Here is a 20,346-nt window from a genome sequence, read left to right on the forward strand (position 1 = left end):
TTTAAGATATTTTCAAAAAAATCACTGCTAAAATCAAAATTCCATAAATATGAAATCTCTTTTCGTCAAGAACAATATTTACAGTATGCACAAAATTTTATATAAATAACAGCGAAATTCATTTTTCAAAATCTGCATTTTTTGCAAAAAATCGGCTTAACTTCTACATGAAATTAAGCCGATTCATCTCTTATTATTTTGCTGAAAACTATTTCACAAAACGATACATTTCTGAAGCGACCAATAAAAAAGCACCCACACCAAAATCAGCTGTAGAATTTTTATCAACGACTTGTCCCGGAATCGCTTTTTCGCCAATTGGCTGTACATAACCAACAGTTCCGTCTGCTTGAAGCGCGAAAGTGGTTAAATAATTCCAAGATTTTTCTGCTACTGGCAAATAGGTCTTTTTATCTAAAATTCCGTTGTTGATTCCCCATAAAAAACCATACGTAAAAAATGCAGTTCCGCTAGTTTCAGGTCCTGGAGCATGTTCTGGATCCAAAATACTTCTTGTCCAATAGCCTTCTTTTTGTTGTGCTGACGTCAATGCTTGAGCCATATCTTTAAAACGCTTTATGTATTCCGCTCTATGCTTCGATTTTTTTGGTAAATCTTGAATTATTTTAGCGTAGCCAGCAAAAATCCATCCGTCTCCCCTCGCCCAAAAGTCTTTCTTGCCATTCGCACTTGTATGTTTTGGATAAACATATTTAGCATCTCTAAAGTATAATTTTGATTCCGAATCATACATAATACTGTCTGCATATTGTAGATAAGTATGTAGTTTTTCAAGATACATTTCGTTTCCGGTAACGTTGTACAGCTTTGTCATGACAGGCATCACCATATACAAACCGTCAACCCACCACCAATAATCGTTTGCTGAAGTACTCATTTCATATTCCATAACTTCTTGCGCACGGGCAATTTTTTTAGGATCGTTTTTGCCTGTAAAATTGTATAAATCGATATAAGTCTGGAAACAAATCTGCCAATCGCCAAACAATACATGTTTATCGGTTTCGCCGTAATTGTATTTCCATTTTGATTTATCAGTTGATTTGGCGCCCATCCATTGATTTTTCTCTGCCCAAGCCAAAGAATAATCCAAATATTTTTTGTTTTTAGTGACTTTATAAGCCTCCATGTTTCCGGTATGATAAGCCGAAACATGCCAAAAGAATTTCCTGGTTCTGTATGTGTCGTCTGCCAACGATTATTTACTTTATCGATAATTGCGATAACCTCTTTTTTAGATTCTTTTATTGCCGATTCCTGTTTTACAGCAGTGCTTTTACAGCCAACAGCAAGTAATGAAACTGCCATAAATGCCATAAAAATTGATTTTTTTAAATTCATAATTATAATAAGGTTAGTAGTTTAGTTATTTTGAAGCATGATCAATTGGAATTTCCTGACCAGACCATATTTTCTTTTGTGTCCAATGCTGATAAGGATCACTCCAAAAAGAATCAGAAGCCGGAAGCCCAAGAACTAAAAAGGCCTCTGTACACAAATACAAACTTCCAGTTGAAATATAACCTTCGCCAATATTTTGTTGATGACCGTATAAACCAATCTGAAGCCAGCCATTTTTATCAAAAGTTTCTTTGGCATTTATTTGATTATTAATCATGAAATAAAGCGCCGAACGAACTTGCGAAGGAGCAATTTCTTTTGGAAGTTCTTTCCAAAGCGCTATTTGCGACAAAAGTTGAAAAGCTCCAAAACGATACGCCAATGATCTTCCAATTGGCGGATAAGTTCCGTCTGGAGAAATCAATCTTTCCAGAATTGTCGCATAACGTCTCGCTCTGTTCAATTCTGTTTCAAAATCTTTTTTGTAGTCGCTGTTTTTTTCTTTCAAAAGATTCAGAATATCCAACTGCATCGGATGAATCACAAAACTGTTATAGTAATCCCAATGAAAATCAGGTCCGTCGCCATAAATTCCATCACCTAGATACCATTCTTTATGTTTCAATAAAGCAAAATTCAATCGGTTTGGATCTTCTTCTTTATCAAATTTGATAATCGCCGCTTCGACCATTCCTGCAAAAAGAAGCCAATTGCTCTGATATGGTTCAATCACTCGAGTCGATTTTAGTGCCGTAATAACATTTGCTTTTGTAACTTCATCAAGCGGTTCCCAAAGCTGTTTTGGCGCACGCAATAAACCTTGTGCAAAAAAGCCGCATCAACCAAGGGCTGTTTATCTTTTACAAAATTCATAAAATCAGCCGAAGTTGGATCAGTCGCATTGTGAATAGATTTTTGTGCCAAAGCGATATACTTTGCTCTTAACTTTCCTTCGGGAGTATTATCAGCTCCTAATTCCAGCCACGGCGCCATTCCCGAAAGCGTTCTTCCAAAAGCTTCTAAATACGTTACATGTTTTCGGTCGTCCCATGCGCCTGGCGATCTTTCGACAGGCATCAACGTTTTCAACTGATTATTGCTCAAGGCAGTTAAAACCGGATCACCAATTTTCACCAAAGAAGCCACAAAAAACTCACGCACTTTTTCCGGAGAATCTTTTTCTGGTTTCTTTGATTGTCCCTGAACATTCAGTGCTAGTAAACAAATAAATACTGCTAAAACAGCATTTTTAAAACGATGACTCATATATTTTCTTTTATCTTTTTATATTCTTTTTTCTTGCTTCTTGCTTCTTTTTTCTCTCTTCTTTTTTCTCTCTTCTTTTTTCTACGTTGATTTCCAAAAACTCTCATTCAGAATGTATTTGTTATCCTTCACATTTTGATACTTCTTTTTAAATTCCGAAGGATTCAGATTATAAAACTGTTGAAAATGTTTTCTGAAATATTTAATATCGCCAAAACCAGCAATCGAAGCCGCTTGGCTTATTTGCAAATCGGTTGTAATTAATAACGTTGCAACTTTTCGAAGACGGACATTTCGAGTAAATTCCAAAACCGATTTGCCTGTAATTTTTTTAATTTTTTTGTACACCAAAGAATGACTCATTCCCAGTTCTGATGCCAATTCTTTAATATTAAAATTGTCAACATCTAAATTAGAATCAATAAGTTCGATGATTTTATCGAGGAGTTTTTTATCTTCATCAGACAATTTCGGACCCGCCACATTTTTTGTAACCGAATTAAGAAGATAATTTTGCTCACTATCACGTCGCGTCAGGATCCCGTTGATTCTGGCCAACAAATAATCATTATCAAATGGTTTTGTAATATAATCATCGGCTCCAACTTCGGCTCCTTTCAATTTTACATCTTCAGACGTTCCTCCGGTAAGAAGAATTACAGGAATATGTTTTAAATCGGCATCTGATTTTATGTGTTTGCAAAACTCCACGCCGTTCATTTCTCCCATCACAACATCTGAAATAATCAAATCTGGCTGTACTTTTTTAACAATACTTAAAGCCATTTCGGCATTTTCAGTCGCGGTAACGTGATATTTTGGAGCTAATATTCGTTTTAAATAATTCCTAATCTGTACATTATCATCAACAATTACAATGCTTTTAGCATCTTTGATCAAATCTTTTACAGTTTCAGGTTCTTCTTCAATTGGCTTCAAAACAGTTTCTCGAATAGCAGTTTCTTCTAAAGCTTCATCCAGAAATAAAGTTCTATCGCTCAAATCTTCACGAATCTCAATATCGCCAAAATGCTCTTTCCCAAGAAGCAGTCTAATTTCAAAAACAGAACCACCGTTTTCATTATCACGACAACTTACTTTTCCGTGATGCTGTTCAATAAACTGCTTTACGAGATACAAACCAATACCAAATCCTTTGCGGTTATTTTTGATGTTTTTACCCGACTGATAAAACAAATTAAATATTTTGTCTTTGTCGGCATCTAAAACTCCTTCTCCGTTGTCAATAACATTTATAATGATCTCATTTTCTGTGCAACGCAAATTGACAGCGACTTTTCCATTCTCTTTTTCGGTAAATTTTAAGGCATTGGAAATCAGATTGAACAATGCCATTTCTATTTTTTCCCGATCGACATACACCATTAAATTTTCCTCCGAAATACTAAAACTGTAATCTATTTTTTTGATTTTGCATGATGCACAAAACAGCTGAAAACCTCTTTAGATAATTCAACAATATCAATCTGCCCCACTTTTAGCTTTCCGGTTTCGGTTTCTGTTTTTCTAAACAAAAGCAATTGATCTACTAAACTCAAAAGTCTTCTTGAATTGCTGTAAACCATTTCTATCGCTACAGGATCAATCTGCTGTTCAGTACCATAAATAATATCTTTCAGTGGATTAATAATCATCGTTAAAGGCGATCTGAATTCATGCGAAATATTGGTAAAAAAGTTAGTTTTTTCTCGTTCAATTCTTTTTCTTGTTTTGCCAAATCTTGAGAAAGACGTACTTCATATTTAAGTTTTGCTTGTTCACGCTGATATTTGTCAACGGCGTAAATAATAAACAGAAAGGCTATAAAATAAAAACAGTATGCCCAACCACTTCTGTACCAAGGCGGTAATATGGTAACAGGCATTGAAATCGCTTTTGTGTTCCAAACTCCTTCCGCATTTGTAGATTTTATTTTAAGAACATAATCGCCTTCGGTTATTCTGGAATAATTTGCGCTTCTTATATTATCAACATAATGCCACTGCGAATCCCAGCCTTCTAAAAAATAGGCATAAGAAATTTTTTCAGGCAAACTATATTCTAATGCCGCAAAATCAATATTAAGCATTGATTCATCATAAGGAAGCTTCAGTTTTTCAATTCCGAAAGCTCCTAAACCTTCTTGATCATACACTTTATTATTGACTTTAATCGAAGTAATCACCAGTTTAGGAAAAGCGTGAAGTTGGCTGTTTACTTTGGTATCAATAATATTAAATCCTTTGATGCCACCAAATACGATTTCTCCAGTAGAAAGCCTGAGCGCCGCATTGTAATTAAACTGATTGCTCTGAAGTCCGTCAGCATCATGATAACTGGTGGTTTTTCCGGTATCAATATTATATACAAATATTCCGTTATATGTACTGCACCAATAAGCGCCCTGTTTATCACGAACAATGTTTAAGATTGAATTATTAGGCAGGCCATTTCGCTGTGTTAGAAATTTTCTTTCAAAAGTTTTCGGGTTAAAAATCATCAAACCACCACCTTCTGTACCCACAAGCATTTTTGAATCAGAATGCGAAACAATAGATCGAACTGGATATTTCACGTCGATTTCTCTTCGTTGCATTGTTTTGGTATCGAATCGGAATAACTTTGAAAAATTCCCAATCCAAAGATTATTCTGATCTTCCGCCATCGAAATAATACCGCGAATTCCAGCGTTCACAAAATCAAATTGGTCTGTAATTTCATTATATCGGTACAAGCCTTCTTCATCTGGAGAAGTCGCCCATAAAATATTCTTTTTGCATTTGAATAAAACCCAAATATTTTTTTGAACTCCTTTAAGTTTTGGATTAAAAAGATTGTATTTCTTAAAACTGTGCGTTTGAGAATTAAAAAGACAAACTCCGCCACCGTAAGTTCCAAACCAAGTTCCTTTGCTGTCTTTTAAAATAGCCGAAACGAAATTATTGCTGAGTGAATTTGGATTATTTGCGTTATACGAATAATTGCTAAACGTATTTGTTTTTCTGTTCCAAAGACTTGCGCCTGCTCCATCTGTCCCAATCCAAAGGTTTTCAGAATCTTGTTCGCATAACGAAAGAATAAAATCACTTGGCAAAGTGTTTTTTGTCAGCTCGTTTTTAGAAATGGTCACAAAAGGACTTTTTGTCTCTTCAATCGTATTTACTCCTCCACGCAAGGTTCCAATCCAAACTCGATTTTCATTATCTAAATATAACGATGAAATAGCGTTGCTGTTGAGTTTTTCCTCATCTAGACAAGCATTTAAAAGCGAAAAAGAATCTTTATTGTAATTGTATTTTACGACTCCATTCCCGTTTGTAGCAATCCAAAGTTCATTGGCAGAAGCCTTAAACATCAAATCAGAAATTGGATATTGAATTTCCTGATTGGCATAAAGATGATGTGTTTTATTTTTTGTATTGTATTTCAAAAGTCCTTCTTCAGTCGCCATCCAAATATTTGAATATTTGTCGAATAAAATACAGCCACTTCCAACAGTACTCTCAAAAACAACAGAAAGTCTTTTAGTCCCAGATTCCATTGCCACTAAACCTACGCCCGCAACAGAGCACCATAATTTGCCCGAAGCATCAAAATCTAATTCTTGTACGTGAAAATCCCACTTTAATTTTCCTTTTACTAAAAGCGGAATTTGAACAATATTTTCATTTTCTCCTGCGAGCATACAGCAATCCTTTTCCTGCAGTAGCGATATACATTTTTGACTTATAATCCCTGATTTGATTGACAACAAAATCTATCTTTTCACTTTTAGACGTTTTTTCATTGACATAATTCTTTGTACTAAATTGATTGCTCAAATAATTGTAAACAGAAATCCCTCCTTTTGTTCCAATCCAAATTTCATTCTGTGTCCCACAAATACTTACAACTCTGTTGTTTACTAAAGAATTAGCATCATTTGGCTCATTTCTGAAATTTAAAAAATTATAACCATCATAGCGACTGATTCCGTCATAAGTTCCAAACCACATTAAACCTCTTTTGTCTTTATAAACAGAGGTTACAGCATTATTAGCAAGACCATTTTTTATTCCGATATACCTGATATCATATTTCTTTTGTCCAAATTTGGGAATAGCATTTCCTGCAGTCTGTGAATTAGCTGTGCAACAAATTAAAAACACTAAAAAATATAGAATTTTGGTTTTCAAAATTTCGGATTTGAGATTAAGTATATATTTTTTGAATAGTATTATTTCCTTTAAAAATGAGAATTATAAATTATTCGTGTGAAAAATACAATTATTAAATTAATCTTAAAAAAAACCTATGAAAATAAATCATAGGTTTTCTTGTAAAAAACACATACAATTCTTAATTAATTAACCAATGAAATGATATAAGAATAAGTATATTTTTTGTCTGTTAAACGATATTGATCGTGTGGCAAACGGCCCCAGCTGTCATCACCTCCCACACCTCTTTGCTTATAATCTATATGAAGATAAACAGCTTCTTTAGAATCTAAATCCAAATCAGACGGGTGGCGTTGCGCTTTTGTTTTTCCTGGATCCAACATTTCTGTCGAAATATTCAAAGCACTAAAACCAAGAGCTTGTAATCCTTCGATTTTTAGGCCTTGACTTTTCTCATTTTTCAAAGTCAGCCAACGAACATCCGTTTTATAACCTCCTTCTTGCGGACGAATATAACTTTTAGTGTACTGATTTATAACCTTATCTGAATACTCACCAACAAACGCCGCCGAATTTCTATCTGAATAATTTTCCCAAGGACCTCTTCCGTAATATGTCAAATTATCGAAACTTCCGTTTAACTGTGCGCGCATTCCAAAACGTGGCATTTCAGGCAATTCTTTTCCAGCTAAATCAATAGAAGCCGTAATTTTTATTGCTCCATTATTCTGAATCAAATAATCAACTGTGTAAGGAACATCAATTGTTGCCAATTTGTAAACTGCTTTTATCAATAATCCATCAGTTGCTTTTTTGTCTAAAACGACACTTACAACTGTAGCATTTTTTGAAGCTTCTTTCCAAACCACTAATTTATTTGGCATGTTGCTTCCAAAATCATTATCGGTTGGCGCACGCCAGAAATATGGAGTTGGGAAATTGGTGAAAATTGGATTTGAATCATTTTTCAAATTGTATTTCAGAATTTCTCCTTTTTTAAGATCAAATTCTCCAGCAACATTTTCAGTTTCAAAAGAAACTACATCATTTTTAACTGTGTACTTTAGTTTTGAAGCCGTTTTTGCGCTTTCATTATTTTTGAAATAAGAGCCTTTTCCAATTGCAAACTGCTCTCTTGCAAATTCATGTCCTTTAGCAACCAAAGGCGCATCGTATTTTGAAACCGCATAAACATTCACAAAATATTCTGAATCAGAATCGATTGAACCTAAATCTAAAGCTACTTTTTTGCTTTCTTCAGGCGCAACATCTAGATTAAATTCTCCTGATTTTGCAATTACGCCATTCTTAACCAATTCCCATTTAAAATTGAAATCAGAAAGATTGGTAAAATTATAAAGGTTTTTCACCGTTAAATCTGTTTCATTATCAAGCTGAAAATGAATATTTTGATATACTTTTTTAATTTCGCTTAAAGCTGGTTTTGGCGTTCTGTTTGAAAAAATCACACCATCAGCACAACCATTTTCGTCATTTTGAAGTTTTGAAGCTCCTAAATCACCTCCATAAGCCCAAAATGTTTTTCCGTTTGCATCTTTCGTTTTTATTCCTTGGTCAACCCAATCCCAAATAAAACCGCCTTGCATGTGTTTACTGCTGTTGATGATGTCCCAATATTCTTGAAAATTTCCACCGCTGTTTCCCATTGCATGCGCATATTCACACATTATGTAAGGACGTTTTTTATCTGCCGATGCATAGGATTTCATACTTTTAATTCCTGGATACATTGGGCAAACAATATCTGTATTTCTATTTTCTCCCGCTTGCTCAAATTGCACTGGACGCGTTGAATCGACTTGTTTCAACCAATCGTAGGCATCATAAAAAACGGGACCGTTTCCGCATTCATTTCCTAATGACCAAATGATAATTGAAGGATGATTTTTATCAAAAGCGAACATTCTTTTAATACGGTCTAAATGCGCCGGCGCCCATTCTGGCAAATACGCCGGATGTTTTTTCTGGTCAAACCAATTTTGCCATTCTGCTCCCATTGCATGCGATTCTATATTGGCTTCATCTACAACATAAAATCCATACTCATCGCATAAATCATACAATTTTGTATCATGCGGATAATGGCTCATACGAATCGCATTGATATTGAATTCCTTCATTAATTGAAGATCTTTTCGCATCAATTCTTCGTTTGGCACGTGGCCGTTTACATCATCATGTTCGTGAATATTTACACCTTTTACCATCACCGCTTTTCCGTTTACTAATAGCTGTGCGTCTTTGATTTCAACTTTTCGGAAACCTGTCTTTTTAGAAACCGCTTCAAGCACATTCCCTTTATTGTCTAATAAAGTAATCGTATAACGGTATAAATTTGGCGTTTCGGCATTCCATTGTTTTACGTTTTCAATTGTTTTCGAAAAGCTAACATTTTGTTCTTTAGCATTTACCTTTTTGTTTTCAGAATAAACTGTTTTTCCTTCTTTATCACACAATTCAACTTTAATAGACGGATTTTTGATCTTGTTGTTTTCGAAATATTTTAAAGTAACATCAATATTGAAAAGTCCGTTTTTATATTGATTGTCTAAATCGCTTTTTACAAAATAATCCCAAACAGCCGTTTTAGGCATTGCTTGCAAATAAACGTCGCGTTCAATTCCGCTTAATCTCCAAAAATCCTGATCTTCTAAATAACTTCCGTCGTGCCATCTAAAAACCTGAACCGCAATTAAGTTTTCGCCTTTCTTCAAAAATGAAGTAATATTAAATTCAGCCGGAGTTTTTGACGCTTTGGTCATTCCGACTTCTTTTCCGTTTAAAAATACTCTGGCGTAACCCGAAATAGAGCCAAAATGAAGTATAATTTCTTTGTCGTTCCAAGAATCTGCAACTGTAAACGTACGTCTGTAACTTGCTACAGGATTATAATCTCCTGCTATAAAAGGAGGATTTTTAGGAAATGGATACGTAATATTAGTGTAAATAGGAATATCATATCCTTGCAATTCCCAGTTTGAAGGCACCTGAATCTCTGACCATTTGCTCACATCAAGATTTGGTTCGAAAAAATTCGTTGGCCTCTGTGCTGGAGTTTTAACAATATCGAATTTCCAAAGTCCGTTCAAACTTTGATACAATGCCGATTTTTTAGGATTGTTTTCCTTTAATTCATCTGCATTGCTATACAAAAGAAACGAGCTTCTTCCGGCTTCTTTTCCTCGATCTAACACTTGCGGATTTTCCCATTCATTGGTTTGTGCAAAATTAATCTGTGCACTTAAAAACAGCGACAGTCGCTAAAAAAATTTTCTTCATCTAACTATTTTTGATTGTCTAAGGTTTTGGTTTTAAAAACAGAAAAAATGTCATTCCAAATTGATTTAAAGCATTTCTTTATAAAAAACTTATAAAAAAGGAACGGCCCTAACACTAACCAAATCTTAAAAACGTACACTTTAAATCAATTTGGGATGACAAATTCTGGAAAACAAATTTAGATATTCACTTAAAAGACATGAGGGCCATTTAGATATACTAAAAGGGGCATTTTAGTATTAGTACTAGTTCTGTACAATTTTACCCCCTCTTTTAATGCGTTTTCAGCATCACATGATAAAAAAATAGCATTTTATATCATTACTCAGGATTTTATCTTTGACAAAAAATAAAATTTTATTCAGCAAATAAAATCTAATTTGATCTGCTGAAATCTGTAGAATCTGCGTGAAATACTTTTGCACATCGATTTTTTCACGAAGATTCTACAGATTTCAGCAGATTTACACAGATTTGAATCTAAAATGGCAATCAAAATTGAAAAATAATAATTTCACCCAACAGGTTAAAACAGTATTTAATGAATTACAGCTACGCAATTAAAGCATTTGGAGAATTTACCAATTTGGAACTTTATGAAATGCTCCGTTTAAGAAGTGAAGTTTTTGTGGTAGAGCAAAATTGCATCTATCTGGATTTGGATAATAAGGATCAGAAAAGTTTTCATCTGTTATATTATGTAAATAATGAATTGGCTGGTTGCACGCGATTGCTCCCAACAGGTTTGTCTTATGACGAAATTTCTATTGGAAGAGTTGTGATTGCTCCCGCTTATCGCGGATTAGGTTTAGGAAAAAAATTATGGAAGCTTCGATTGCGGGCTGTCAAGAAAAATTTGGCGAAGGCCCAATTCGGATTAGCGCACAATATCATTTGTCCAACTTTTATCAATCAGTTGGATTTATGGAGCAAGGCGCACCGTACGACGAAGACGGAATTCCGCATATCGAAATGCTGAGAAATTAAGAATTACGGGATAATCAGTTTTAAAACATTGGCCAATACCGGATTATGATCTTCTGTTCGCCAATTAATAAATAAATCGGTTTGAAGTGGCATTTTTATAAATCGAATGCCTGGAATTTCATGAAAAAGATAAGAATCAGGCAAAATTGCAATTCCGAGTCCTTTTCGAACCAAAGCGATAATCGCTGATCCGAATTCAGAATGAAGATAAACCTCAGGAGCATTTTCAAAGGAATTGAATAATCTCTGAATCAAATCGCTGTAACTGTCGCCTTCGTCATTTGTTGGAAGAATGAATTTTTGAAAAGCGAGTGTTTCTTTTGTCAAATCTTCGGGCGTTTTGTACGGATGATTTTCAGGAACAACGATGGCTAAATTATCAGTATAGAATTTTTCTGAAGCAATATCTTTGGCATTATTTATATCTCTGGTAAATGCCAAATCGATTTTATAATTTCGAAGAAAATCCTGCTGATCTTCATAAAGAACTTGAACCAATTTGATTTTGAGTTTTGGAAAAGCAACTGAAATTCGGGATAAAATATCGGGCATGATTGAAGCAGAAATAGAATCTGGATGCGCAATAGTAATAGTTCCGCTTTCGCCTAATTGAATCTGACGTGCTGACTGATGAATAAATTCAAGCTTGCTGAGCTCGACTTCCCATTTTTCTTTGAGAAATTGACCCGCGCGCAGTAAGTTTGACATTGCGTTTGTTGCGCTCAAAAAGCTGTACGCCTAACTGATTTTCCAACGACTGAATTTGTCTGCTCAATGCCGATTGTGTAATATTCATTTTTCCGGCAGTGTTCCAGAAGTGAAGTTCTTTGGCAAGAGCCAAAAAATATTTGATTTGCTGTAAGTCCATTGATGCAATTTACGCATTTATTGAGAATAAAAACAGCTTTTAACGCATTAAAAGAAATAAAATGAATACGCTAAAAATTACAAAAGCAACGCTAAGCGATATTGCAAAACTTCAAGATATTGGCAGAAAAACTTTCTCTGAAACTTTTGCAGAAGTAAATTCAGAAGAAAATATGGCAAAATATCTGGAAGAAAGTTTTGCTACGGAAAAATTGACTTCCGAGCTTAAAAATAAATCCTCCTATTTTTATTTAGCAGAAATCGATGAAAAAGTAATCGGTTATTTGAAATTAAACACTGGAGAAGCTCAAACTGAAAATCAAGATAAAAATGCTCTCGAGATTGAACGCATTTATGTTGCAAAAGAATTTCATGGTAAAAACATTGGACAAGAATTATATGCAGAAGCTTTAAAAACGGCAAAAGAACTAAACGCCTCGTATATATGGCTTGGCGTATGGGAAAAGAATTTTAGAGCCGTAAGTTTTTATACTAAAAACGGTTTCGTACAATTTGATACTCATATTTTTAGATTGGGCGATGACGAGCAAACCGATTTTATGATGAAAAAAGTCTTATCCTAAAAACATAAATTTCGAAATGGAAAAACAACGACTTTTATTGATTTTGCTGATCATTGGTACAGCTTTTTGGGGAATTTCATATTCAATTACAAAAATGGCAATTGGAGATTATTCTCCTGCAACATTTTTATTTTACCGATTTTTATTGGCAGTACTTGTTTTGACTCTAATTTTTTGGAAATACGTCAGAGAAACCAATCTTGAAGCCATAAAAACTGGAGCTATTCTAGCAATTCCGATGTTTTTGGGAATTCATTTGCAAACTATTGGACTTAAACATACCAATGCTTCACAATGTTCTTTCATTGCCGGATTAACCGTTATAATTATTCCGTTGCTAAAATTAGCGATTTATAAAACCAATACTTCACTAAAAATTTGGGTGGCGACTTTTACCGCTTTAACAGGTTTATTTATTATCGCTATCAAAGAAAAATTCGAAATAAACATTGGCGATTTGTACACCATTGCGGGAGCTTTTGCTTTTGCGGTTTATTTAATTACGGTTGAAAAACATTCGGCTTTAAAAAATCTTTTGTATTCAATTGTTCCAATGTTTGCATTTTGCGCGCTTTTCACTTTTTGCATTGCACTTACAGACAGCCATGCAGATTGGCTTCCAAAAATAATACTTTTTGGCTTGGTGTAATTTACTGTGCATTATTTTCAACCGCTTATATGTACACGGTTTCTAATATTTCACAACGCTATTTATCAGCCGAAAGAGTTGCTGTCATTTATTTGTTTGAACCAGTTTTTGGCGCTATTGGAGCATTTTTTATTTTGGGTGAAAATCTAGGTTGGCGTCTTCTTTTGGGCGGAACCCTAATTTTTTCTGCAACTATTATTTCTGAAGTCAATTTTAAAACGGATAAGCTTAAGCTTTTAGCAAAAAAGAATTAAAATAATTATATTAGTTCCAACCTTTTTATAAAAAAGAGCATCTTCTTATAAAAGAGAAATTATGAAAAAAGTTTTGTTGCTCATTTTGCTGATGAAATCATTTTGGTGTTTTTCTCAAGATTTACTAAAAACGGGAGACATTAAAATCATCAACAGATATTTGTCTATAAAAAAACACTAAACGGTTATGTTTTTATTGGGCCTGAAGGGCTAGAATCTGAAGAATATGACTATCTATACATACCTGAAAACTGTAGGATTACAGCAATTTTAAAAGCAGACAAAAGTCAAAGCCGTCTAAAACCCAATAACGACAATTACAGTATTCAAGGTGATTTTCATATTTTGGAATTAATGAAGGCGTTGCATTTTATTGACGAATACTATTTTGAAGGAACAAATGAACTAACAAATGAAAATATTCGCTCAGGATTGACGGAAGAATATGGCTCTGCTTCGCGAAATGGAAAATTTGCACTAGTAAATAGTAAAGGAAAATTCCTGACCGATTTAAAATACACAAATGAATTTGACTATCGAGAAAATCCGCATTTGAATTATTATTTCGAGAAGAAGAAGCTTGTTTCTGTTTTGATTGATCAAATAACTGGAAAAGAAGTATTAGCAACAAAAGACAGTATTGTAGAATACTGGAATCCAAACAATTATTTGGTCAAAAAATATAAACAGGAAAAATACATTTTAGTTCATGATGGAAAAATACAACCTGTTCCGAAAGATTTCAAAAGACTAAATGGTATTCCATTAGCCAAAAGCACAATCTTTACTTATAACAATGGCTTTTTTGATAAAAATGGCCGTAAAATAGAAAGCGCTTTTGTTCCCCACAGCAATTTTTATAACGGACATTGCATAGTACAGGAAATAATTAAAGAAAAACAGCGCTATAATTATTATGGAGAACCATTTCCGCGACGTGAAACCCGAAGCTTTAAAATCATAAATGAAAATTTTGAGATTGTAAAATCACTTCCTGACATACAAGCAACAATTAGCAATTTTAATAAATATGGGCAAATTATTGTAAATCGAAGGTATGAAGATATAAGAAATGGTGACACTGACAATCAATACATTATTGATTATAATGGCAATATAATTATTCCTTCATCTAAAATTAGAACTGAGATATATGAAGTTTCCGAAGGTCTTTATTTAACTGAAGATGCAACATATCCTCCTGTAAAAGAAAGATCAAAGTTGTATAATTATTTCAATCAAAAAGGAGAAAATATAACGATGAGTTTGAGAGAACGTCCTATTTACCTTGGATTTAAAGAAAATACGGCGCAAAAGTATCTTGTAGCATATGGAACTATATATATTACTTTAGATAAAGAAAACAATATGATAAGTTCAACTCAAAAATCTTATTTATTTGATCCTGAACCTATATTACCGTACGAATAATCAAACTAAAGACTTTTTTATTTAACTCGTTTTTCTATAATTGTAAATTGCGAGCGCATTTAAAACTACAGCAAAAATACCTAAGTACAAAAGTTCTCTTCCAACTTCTTTTAAACCGCTTCCTTTTAAAACAATCAAGCGCACGACCTTAATAAAATGTGTTACTGGCGTAAACTCAGACATTGTCCTAGCCCAATTTGGCATACTGTCTGTGCTGGTGAAAAAACCGCTCATCAACATAAAAATCATCATGAAGAAAAAGGCAATAAACATGGCTTGCAACTGTGTATCTGCAAATGTAGAAATCAAAAGTCCGAGACCTAATAAAGCTATTAAATAAACAGCCGCAAAAAGATATAATACGGCAAGACTTCCCTTTGGGAATATTCCATAAATCAAATACATTACCGTGAGGCCAACCGTAAACACGATCATTCCGACGATCCAAAAAGGGATTAATTTTCCTAAAATGAATTGCCATTTCTGAATAGGCGTTACATTGATTTGCTCGATCGTTCCAATTTCTTTTTCTTTTACAATATTGAGTGCCGTGATAAATCCGCCGATTAATGTGAGTAGCAAAACCAAAATTCCAGGAACCATATAATACTTGTATTCGGCTCTTGGATTGTACCAATTGGTGCTGGTCAAAGTAATTAATGACGGAGAAATCGAAGCAGATTGTTTTGGCAATTTAAACCGGATGTCAAGATCTTGGCTAAAATCGGCTAACACCACATTTAGATATGCAGATCCAATATTTGATTTTGTTCCGTTAATGGCATCTGCGGCGATGTTTACTTTCTGGCTTCCTTCTCTGACCAAATTTCGTTCTAATCCAGATGGAATTTCTAAAATCAAATCGGCTTCTCCTGTTTCAATCAATTCTAATCCTCCTAAATAGGAAGTTGGAGCGCCCACAATATGAAAATATCCAGATGAGCCAATTTTGTTTGTCAGTTTTTGAGAATATGAACTATGATCGTGATCCACATAAGCGATGTTTACATTTTTCACTTCAAAGTTTGCCGCCAAAGGCAAAATAATAAGTTGTATTGTGGGAACCATAAACATCATCGCCAAAATGGTTTTATCTCTGAATATCTGGCGAAATTCTTTCTGCAATATAAATCGGAGCACTTTCATGATAAACGGATTTTAAATTTTTTCAAAGCCACGGTCAATAAAAATGCTCGCCATTCCGGCCAATATCAAAGTTTCTTTCCAGACAAACTCAAAACCCAAACCTTTCAGCATTACGGCTTTTACAATAGTATAATAATATCGGGAAGGTACAATATGCGAAACAACTTGAAAAATCCAAGGCATATTTTCCAGCGGAAACATAAAACCTGTAAGTATCAACGTTGGCAACATCATTCCCATCATCGAAATCAACATTGCCGTTTGCTGTGAATCTGTCACATTTGAAATCAGCAAACCTAAAGAAAGGCACGTAATGATAAACAAAATACTTTCGGCAAAAAGCAATAAAAAACTCCCTTTTATTTCGACATGAAGAAGATATACCGACAAAAATAAAATCAGTATAAAATTAATCAATGAAAGCACTAAATACGGAATTGCTTTTGCAATCAAAACCATAATAGGTTTGAAAGGCGACACAAGCAGAATTTCCATAGTGCCAAGTTCTTTCTCGCGTACCACTGACACAGAAGTCAGCGCTGTGCTCACAATCATAAAAATCAAGGCAATAACGCCCGGAATAAAATTCAACGAACCATTTTGCTGTTCATTGTAAAGATGCTTTAATTCTGGAACAATTTGATAATTTAATTTAGCCGTTGGATTTAATTCTCGTTGGTAATCCCCAACAATTGCTGTTAAATAATTCGTTACAATAGTTGCAGTATTTGGATCTGAAGCATCGGCAATCACTTGAATTTTTGCGCCACCAAGACGTTGTATTTCAGAACCAAAATTTGACGGAAAAATGACAGCACATTTTATGCTTCCGTCTTTAAATCGATTCTCAACATCTTTATAATCCAAAATCGGGTTTTCGACATGAAAGTAATCGCTTGATTGTATTTTTCTAATAATTTTTTCAGAATGAATATCATGTGCATTATCCTGAATCGCAATTCCGATATTTTTAACTTCACTGCTCAACGCAAATCCAAAAAGAATAATCTGTGCAACAGGAAGCCCAAAAAGAATCAGCAAAGTCCTTTTGTCCCTGAATACATGATAAAATTCTTTTCGAATAAAAGCCAATAATCTTTTCATATTAATCTGTCGCCCTTTTAGCGTTTCGTGCCAATTCATAAAAAACTTCATCCATAGAAGTGGTATTGAAACGATTTTTCAATCCTGCCGGCGAATCTATCGCTTCCACTCTGCCATCAACCATAATGCTTATTCTATTGCAATATTCGGCTTCGTCCATATAATGCGTCGTTACGAAAACCGTAATTCCGTTGGCTGAAGCTTCATAAATCATATCCCAAAATTGTCTTCTTGTAATTGGATCGACACCGCCAGTTGGTTCATCCAAAAAACAATCTTTGGCCGATGAAAAACTGCTACAGAAAAAGCCAGTTTTTGTTTCCAGCCCAAAGGCAATCCGCCAACCAATTTTTTAGCTTCTTTTTCCAAACCTAAAGTTTTGACCAAATCTTGGCTTCTTTCTTTTATTTCTGGTCGAGAAACCCCATAAACACCGCCATAAAATTCAATATTTTCCAGAATAGTTAAATTGTCATATAAAGAGAATTTTTGACTCATATAACCAATATTCTTCTTGATTTTCTCCTGTTGTTTGTAAACGTCAAATCCTGCTACACTGGCTTCTCCAGAAGTAGGAAAAGAAAGTCCGCATAGAATTCGCATTGCCGTTGTTTTTCCCGCTCCGTTTGCACCGAGAAAACCAAATATTTCGCCTTCGCTGACTTCAAAACTGATTTTATCCACCGCTTTGAAATCACCAAATTGCTTGGTTAGATCTTTGCAAACTATAGCTTTATTTTCCATTTGATACTTCTTTAGATTCTTCTGAATTGCTTTGTTCTCTCATAAAACGAATAAAACTGTCTTCAATCGTTGGTTCTATCTTTTTGACTTCAAAATTCTCCGGATTGTACTTTTCTGCAATTGCTTTTATAATTTCCTCATTCGCAGTTTCTGATGTCAAAGTAAGATGAATAAATTCTCCAAAAGCATCGCAACTTTCAATTGTCGCATCGGTTCGAAAATCCTTCAAAAGCTTGTAAATATTTTTCGCTTTAGCGGCAAAAAGCGGTTTTGGAAAATCATTTATAATTTGCTGTGGCGCATCAACTTTCATTATTTTTCCGTTCTGAATCAAAGCAATGCGATCACATAATTTTGCTTCATCCATATAAGGAGTTGAAACGACTATTGTGATTTGCTGTTTTTTCAGTTTGTCGAGCATTTCCCAAAATTCACTTCTGGAAACCACATCAACTCCTGTTGTAGGTTCATCTAAAAACAAAACTTCAGGCTTATGAATCAATGCGCAACATAAAGCCAGTTTTTGTTTCATTCCGCCAGAAAGTTTTCCTGCACGTCGATCATTAAACGGTTTTATTTGGTCGTAAATATCTTTTATCAATTCGTAGTTTTCCTCGATTGTAGTTCCAAAAATAGTAGCAAAAAAATTCAGATTTTCTTTCACAGTCAAATCTTGATACAACGAAAATTTCCCTGGCATGTACCCCACTTTATTTCTAATTTCCTGAAAATCTTTTACAACATCATGGCCTTCAACCGTTGCCGTGCCTTCTTCAGCTAATAACAATGTGGTCAAAATTCTAAAAATAGAGGTTTTTCCAGCTCCATCTGGACCTATCAGTCCAAAAAGCTCGCCTTTCTTGACTTCAAAAGACACATTATCTACGGCAACAAAATCGCCGTATTTTTTAGTAATATTATGTAGCGCAACTGCAGGCATAAAACTGTTTTATTTTGACCAAAGAACCTCGCCGTACATACCAATTTTCAAAAAGCCATCATTTTTGACACGTACTTTTATTGCATAAACCAAATTTGCCCTTTCGTCTTTCGTCGGAATTGTTTTGGGTGAAAACTCTGATTTATCTGAAATCCAATTTATTGTGCCTTGATATTCCTTATATTTTTTCTCGCCTTCATCAATTCTGACTTTAACTTGCTGTCCAATTTTAATTTGTGGCAATTGTGTTCCGGTAATATAAGCTCGCAGATCAAGCGTTTCAAGATTGGCAATTTTATAAAGAGGTTTCCCTACGACTGCCATTTCGTATTGTTCGGCATATTTTGCCAAAACGGTTCCTTTGATTGGGTTTACAATAACGCTTTTATTCAATTGGTCGTCAATTCCTTTTAGCTGAACACCAACTGTATTTCCTTGTTCGGTCAGATTTTCGTTTGTTATTTCCAAAGAATTTTTTGCGCCGCAATTTGAGATTGCAAAGTCGCCACTTTTGCGTTGGCATCATCCAATTGTTTCTGCGAAGCCACGCCACCTTTTACCAATTTCTCAGTTCTGTTGCGATCTAAAAGCGCATTCGCCAGTTGTTTCTTTAAGCTTTCAGTTTGAATCTGCTCTTGAGGTCTTCCGCTTAAAATTGCCTTTTTATTTTGTCTCAACTGCATTTTGCTGATCGATAATTGAGTACTATCAATAAAACCAACTTTTTGTCCAGCTTCTAATTGCTGTCCTTCTTCAACATTGAATTTTAATATTTGTCCATTCGCTTCCGCGGATAAAATAGTTTCTACAGCTTCAAAAGATCCAGACGCATCAAATTCATTTTCATTTTTAGTGCAGGAAAACAAGCAAAACGTTGTCGCTAAAAAACATAAAAGCTTTATCTTTTTCATAATATATTGGTATTAATTTCCTTTGATTGTTTGGTATTCGTAAGCGCTCATTAAAAGCTGAATTTCGTGCAAAGCTTTCTCTGCTCGCGCATTTCCTTCTTTTTCTGTCGCGTTCAACAAATCGATTAACGGACCGGCGCCAGTGTCATATTTTAGTTGATATCCTTCACGGATGGTTTGGCGAAGTTTTACAATCGCATCATCATCTTTCAAAATTGAAGTTTGCCTTTCAATATCAGCCGTTTTTTGATTCATTTGAAATCTGGTATTGAACAAAAACGTTTCTTCTTGAAGATCGACTTGCTTTAATTGTTGTTTTGTCAATTCCTTTTCATTAGAATTTTTGTACAAGCCTTTTATATCCCAATTGACGCTTAATCCAGCAACACCAACGGTCGAAATTTTATTTGTTCCGAAATTAATTCCAGGCGCGAATACAACTCCAGCGCCAAGCAAGCCGACTTTTGGCATTAAACTTACTTTTTGCATATCCGATTGTGCGTTTATCAAGTTTCGTTGATTCGAAAAACGCAATTGTTCTGGACGTTTAATCAACGTATCTAAACCAACAGCATTTATAGGTTTTTCAAATTTTGACTGATTGATGTTTTTCCCAATTAAATAGGAAAGCATGGTTTGGT

18 protein-coding genes and 4 pseudogenes are annotated in these 20,346 nt (G+C 34.4%); 6 read left to right on the forward strand and 16 right to left on the reverse strand.

The window, feature by feature from the left end:
• Positions 1–208: 208 nt before the first annotated feature.
• The 7 genes and pseudogenes from ACQ9BO_RS18295 to ACQ9BO_RS18325 form a co-directional block, all read right to left on the reverse strand.
• Positions 209–1,216 (reverse strand): glycoside hydrolase family 88/105 protein, encoded by a 1,008-nt coding sequence (locus ACQ9BO_RS18295; RefSeq protein ID WP_431241897.1) that lies wholly within the window; start codon positions 1,214–1,216, stop codon positions 209–211.
• A gap of 171 nt (positions 1,217–1,387) precedes the next feature.
• Positions 1,388–2,628 (reverse strand): annotated as a pseudogene (locus tag ACQ9BO_RS18300) (DUF2264 domain-containing protein).
• Positions 2,629–2,709: 81 nt separating this feature from the next.
• Positions 2,710–4,014: a hybrid sensor histidine kinase/response regulator transcription factor gene (locus ACQ9BO_RS18305; RefSeq protein WP_431241898.1), complete on the reverse strand. Its 1,305-nt coding sequence runs from the start codon at positions 4,012–4,014 to the stop codon at positions 2,710–2,712.
• 32 nt (positions 4,015–4,046) lie between these two features.
• On the reverse strand, positions 4,047–4,283 hold the full coding sequence (locus ACQ9BO_RS18310) for a hypothetical protein (protein WP_431241899.1): 237 nt from the start codon (positions 4,281–4,283) through the stop codon (positions 4,047–4,049).
• A 2-nt stretch (positions 4,284–4,285) separates the two neighbouring features.
• Positions 4,286–6,313: a ligand-binding sensor domain-containing protein gene (locus tag ACQ9BO_RS18315; protein WP_431241900.1), complete on the reverse strand. Its 2,028-nt coding sequence runs from the start codon at positions 6,311–6,313 to the stop codon at positions 4,286–4,288.
• Positions 6,294–6,776, reverse strand: a complete 483-nt coding sequence (locus ACQ9BO_RS18320) for a ligand-binding sensor domain-containing protein (protein ID WP_431241901.1) — start codon at positions 6,774–6,776, stop codon at positions 6,294–6,296. The genes ACQ9BO_RS18315 and ACQ9BO_RS18320 overlap by 20 nt, the downstream gene beginning before the upstream one ends.
• Before the next feature lie 194 nt (positions 6,777–6,970).
• The gene (locus ACQ9BO_RS18325) at positions 6,971–10,003 is read right to left on the reverse strand and encodes a glycoside hydrolase family 2 TIM barrel-domain containing protein (protein ID WP_431241902.1); all 3,033 of its coding nucleotides are present in this window, start codon (positions 10,001–10,003) and stop codon (positions 6,971–6,973) included.
• A 686-nt stretch (positions 10,004–10,689) separates the two neighbouring features.
• Between ACQ9BO_RS18325 and ACQ9BO_RS18330 the strand changes: the two are divergent.
• Together ACQ9BO_RS18330 and ACQ9BO_RS18335 are read left to right on the forward strand one after the other, a co-directional pair.
• Positions 10,690–10,881, forward strand: a pseudogene (locus ACQ9BO_RS18330) (GNAT family N-acetyltransferase); the annotation flags it as partial.
• A gap of 29 nt (positions 10,882–10,910) precedes the next feature.
• Complete coding sequence (locus ACQ9BO_RS18335) at positions 10,911–11,075, forward strand: GNAT family N-acetyltransferase (RefSeq protein ID WP_431241903.1); 165 nt, start codon at positions 10,911–10,913, stop codon at positions 11,073–11,075.
• 3 nt (positions 11,076–11,078) lie between these two features.
• Here the strand turns inward: ACQ9BO_RS18335 and ACQ9BO_RS18340 are convergent, their stop codons facing one another.
• Both ACQ9BO_RS18340 and ACQ9BO_RS18345 read right to left on the reverse strand, forming a co-directional pair.
• On the reverse strand, positions 11,079–11,783 hold the full coding sequence (locus tag ACQ9BO_RS18340) for a LysR family transcriptional regulator substrate-binding protein (RefSeq protein ID WP_431241904.1): 705 nt from the start codon (positions 11,781–11,783) through the stop codon (positions 11,079–11,081).
• Complete coding sequence (locus tag ACQ9BO_RS18345; RefSeq protein WP_431241905.1) at positions 11,716–11,943, reverse strand: LysR family transcriptional regulator; 228 nt, start codon at positions 11,941–11,943, stop codon at positions 11,716–11,718. The genes ACQ9BO_RS18340 and ACQ9BO_RS18345 overlap by 68 nt, the downstream gene beginning before the upstream one ends.
• Positions 11,944–12,004: 61 nt before the next feature.
• Here ACQ9BO_RS18345 and ACQ9BO_RS18350 point away from each other — a divergent pair, with 61 nt between their 5' ends.
• The 4 genes from ACQ9BO_RS18350 (at position 12,005) to ACQ9BO_RS18365 (ending at position 14,860) form a co-directional block, all read left to right on the forward strand.
• The gene (locus ACQ9BO_RS18350) at positions 12,005–12,526 is read left to right on the forward strand and encodes a GNAT family N-acetyltransferase (RefSeq protein WP_431241906.1); all 522 of its coding nucleotides are present in this window, start codon (positions 12,005–12,007) and stop codon (positions 12,524–12,526) included.
• Positions 12,527–12,542: 16 nt separating this feature from the next.
• Positions 12,543–13,175 (forward strand): DMT family transporter, encoded by a 633-nt coding sequence (locus ACQ9BO_RS18355; protein ID WP_431241907.1) that lies wholly within the window; start codon positions 12,543–12,545, stop codon positions 13,173–13,175.
• Complete coding sequence (locus ACQ9BO_RS18360; RefSeq protein ID WP_431241908.1) at positions 13,139–13,429, forward strand: EamA family transporter; 291 nt, start codon at positions 13,139–13,141, stop codon at positions 13,427–13,429. Before ACQ9BO_RS18355 ends, ACQ9BO_RS18360 begins: the two co-directional genes overlap by 37 nt.
• A 354-nt stretch (positions 13,430–13,783) precedes the next feature.
• Entirely contained in the window at positions 13,784–14,860 is a 1,077-nt protein-coding gene (locus tag ACQ9BO_RS18365) for a hypothetical protein (protein WP_431241909.1), read from the forward strand.
• Positions 14,861–14,881: 21 nt separating this feature from the next.
• Here ACQ9BO_RS18365 and ACQ9BO_RS18370 read toward each other — a convergent pair whose 3' ends face one another.
• From ACQ9BO_RS18370 to ACQ9BO_RS18400, 7 genes and pseudogenes are all read right to left on the reverse strand, one after another.
• A complete protein-coding gene (locus tag ACQ9BO_RS18370) occupies positions 14,882–16,006 on the reverse strand; it encodes an ABC transporter permease (RefSeq protein ID WP_431241910.1) in 1,125 nt (374 codons plus the stop codon).
• Positions 16,003–17,110: pseudogene (locus ACQ9BO_RS18375) on the reverse strand (ABC transporter permease). The gene ACQ9BO_RS18370 and the pseudogene ACQ9BO_RS18375 overlap by 4 nt, the downstream one beginning before the upstream one ends.
• Position 17,111: 1 nt before the next feature.
• A pseudogene (locus ACQ9BO_RS18380) lies at positions 17,112–17,854 on the reverse strand (ABC transporter ATP-binding protein).
• Positions 17,844–18,794, reverse strand: a complete 951-nt coding sequence (locus tag ACQ9BO_RS18385) for an ATP-binding cassette domain-containing protein (RefSeq protein ID WP_431241911.1) — start codon at positions 18,792–18,794, stop codon at positions 17,844–17,846. Before ACQ9BO_RS18385 ends, ACQ9BO_RS18380 begins: the two are co-directional and overlap by 11 nt.
• Positions 18,795–18,803: 9 nt before the next feature.
• Complete coding sequence (locus ACQ9BO_RS18390) at positions 18,804–19,262, reverse strand: HlyD family secretion protein (RefSeq protein WP_431241912.1); 459 nt, start codon at positions 19,260–19,262, stop codon at positions 18,804–18,806.
• Positions 19,253–19,705, reverse strand: coding sequence for a hypothetical protein (locus tag ACQ9BO_RS18395; protein WP_431241913.1), 453 nt, complete (start codon positions 19,703–19,705; stop codon positions 19,253–19,255). The genes ACQ9BO_RS18390 and ACQ9BO_RS18395 overlap by 10 nt, the downstream gene beginning before the upstream one ends.
• Positions 19,706–19,717: 12 nt before the next feature.
• Complete coding sequence (locus tag ACQ9BO_RS18400) at positions 19,718–20,338, reverse strand: TolC family protein (protein WP_431245155.1); 621 nt, start codon at positions 20,336–20,338, stop codon at positions 19,718–19,720.
• Positions 20,339–20,346: the final 8 nt, after the last annotated feature.

The sequence above is a fragment of the Flavobacterium sp. P21 genome, from assembly GCF_050632225.1.
GTDB lineage: Bacteria > Bacteroidota > Bacteroidia > Flavobacteriales > Flavobacteriaceae > Flavobacterium.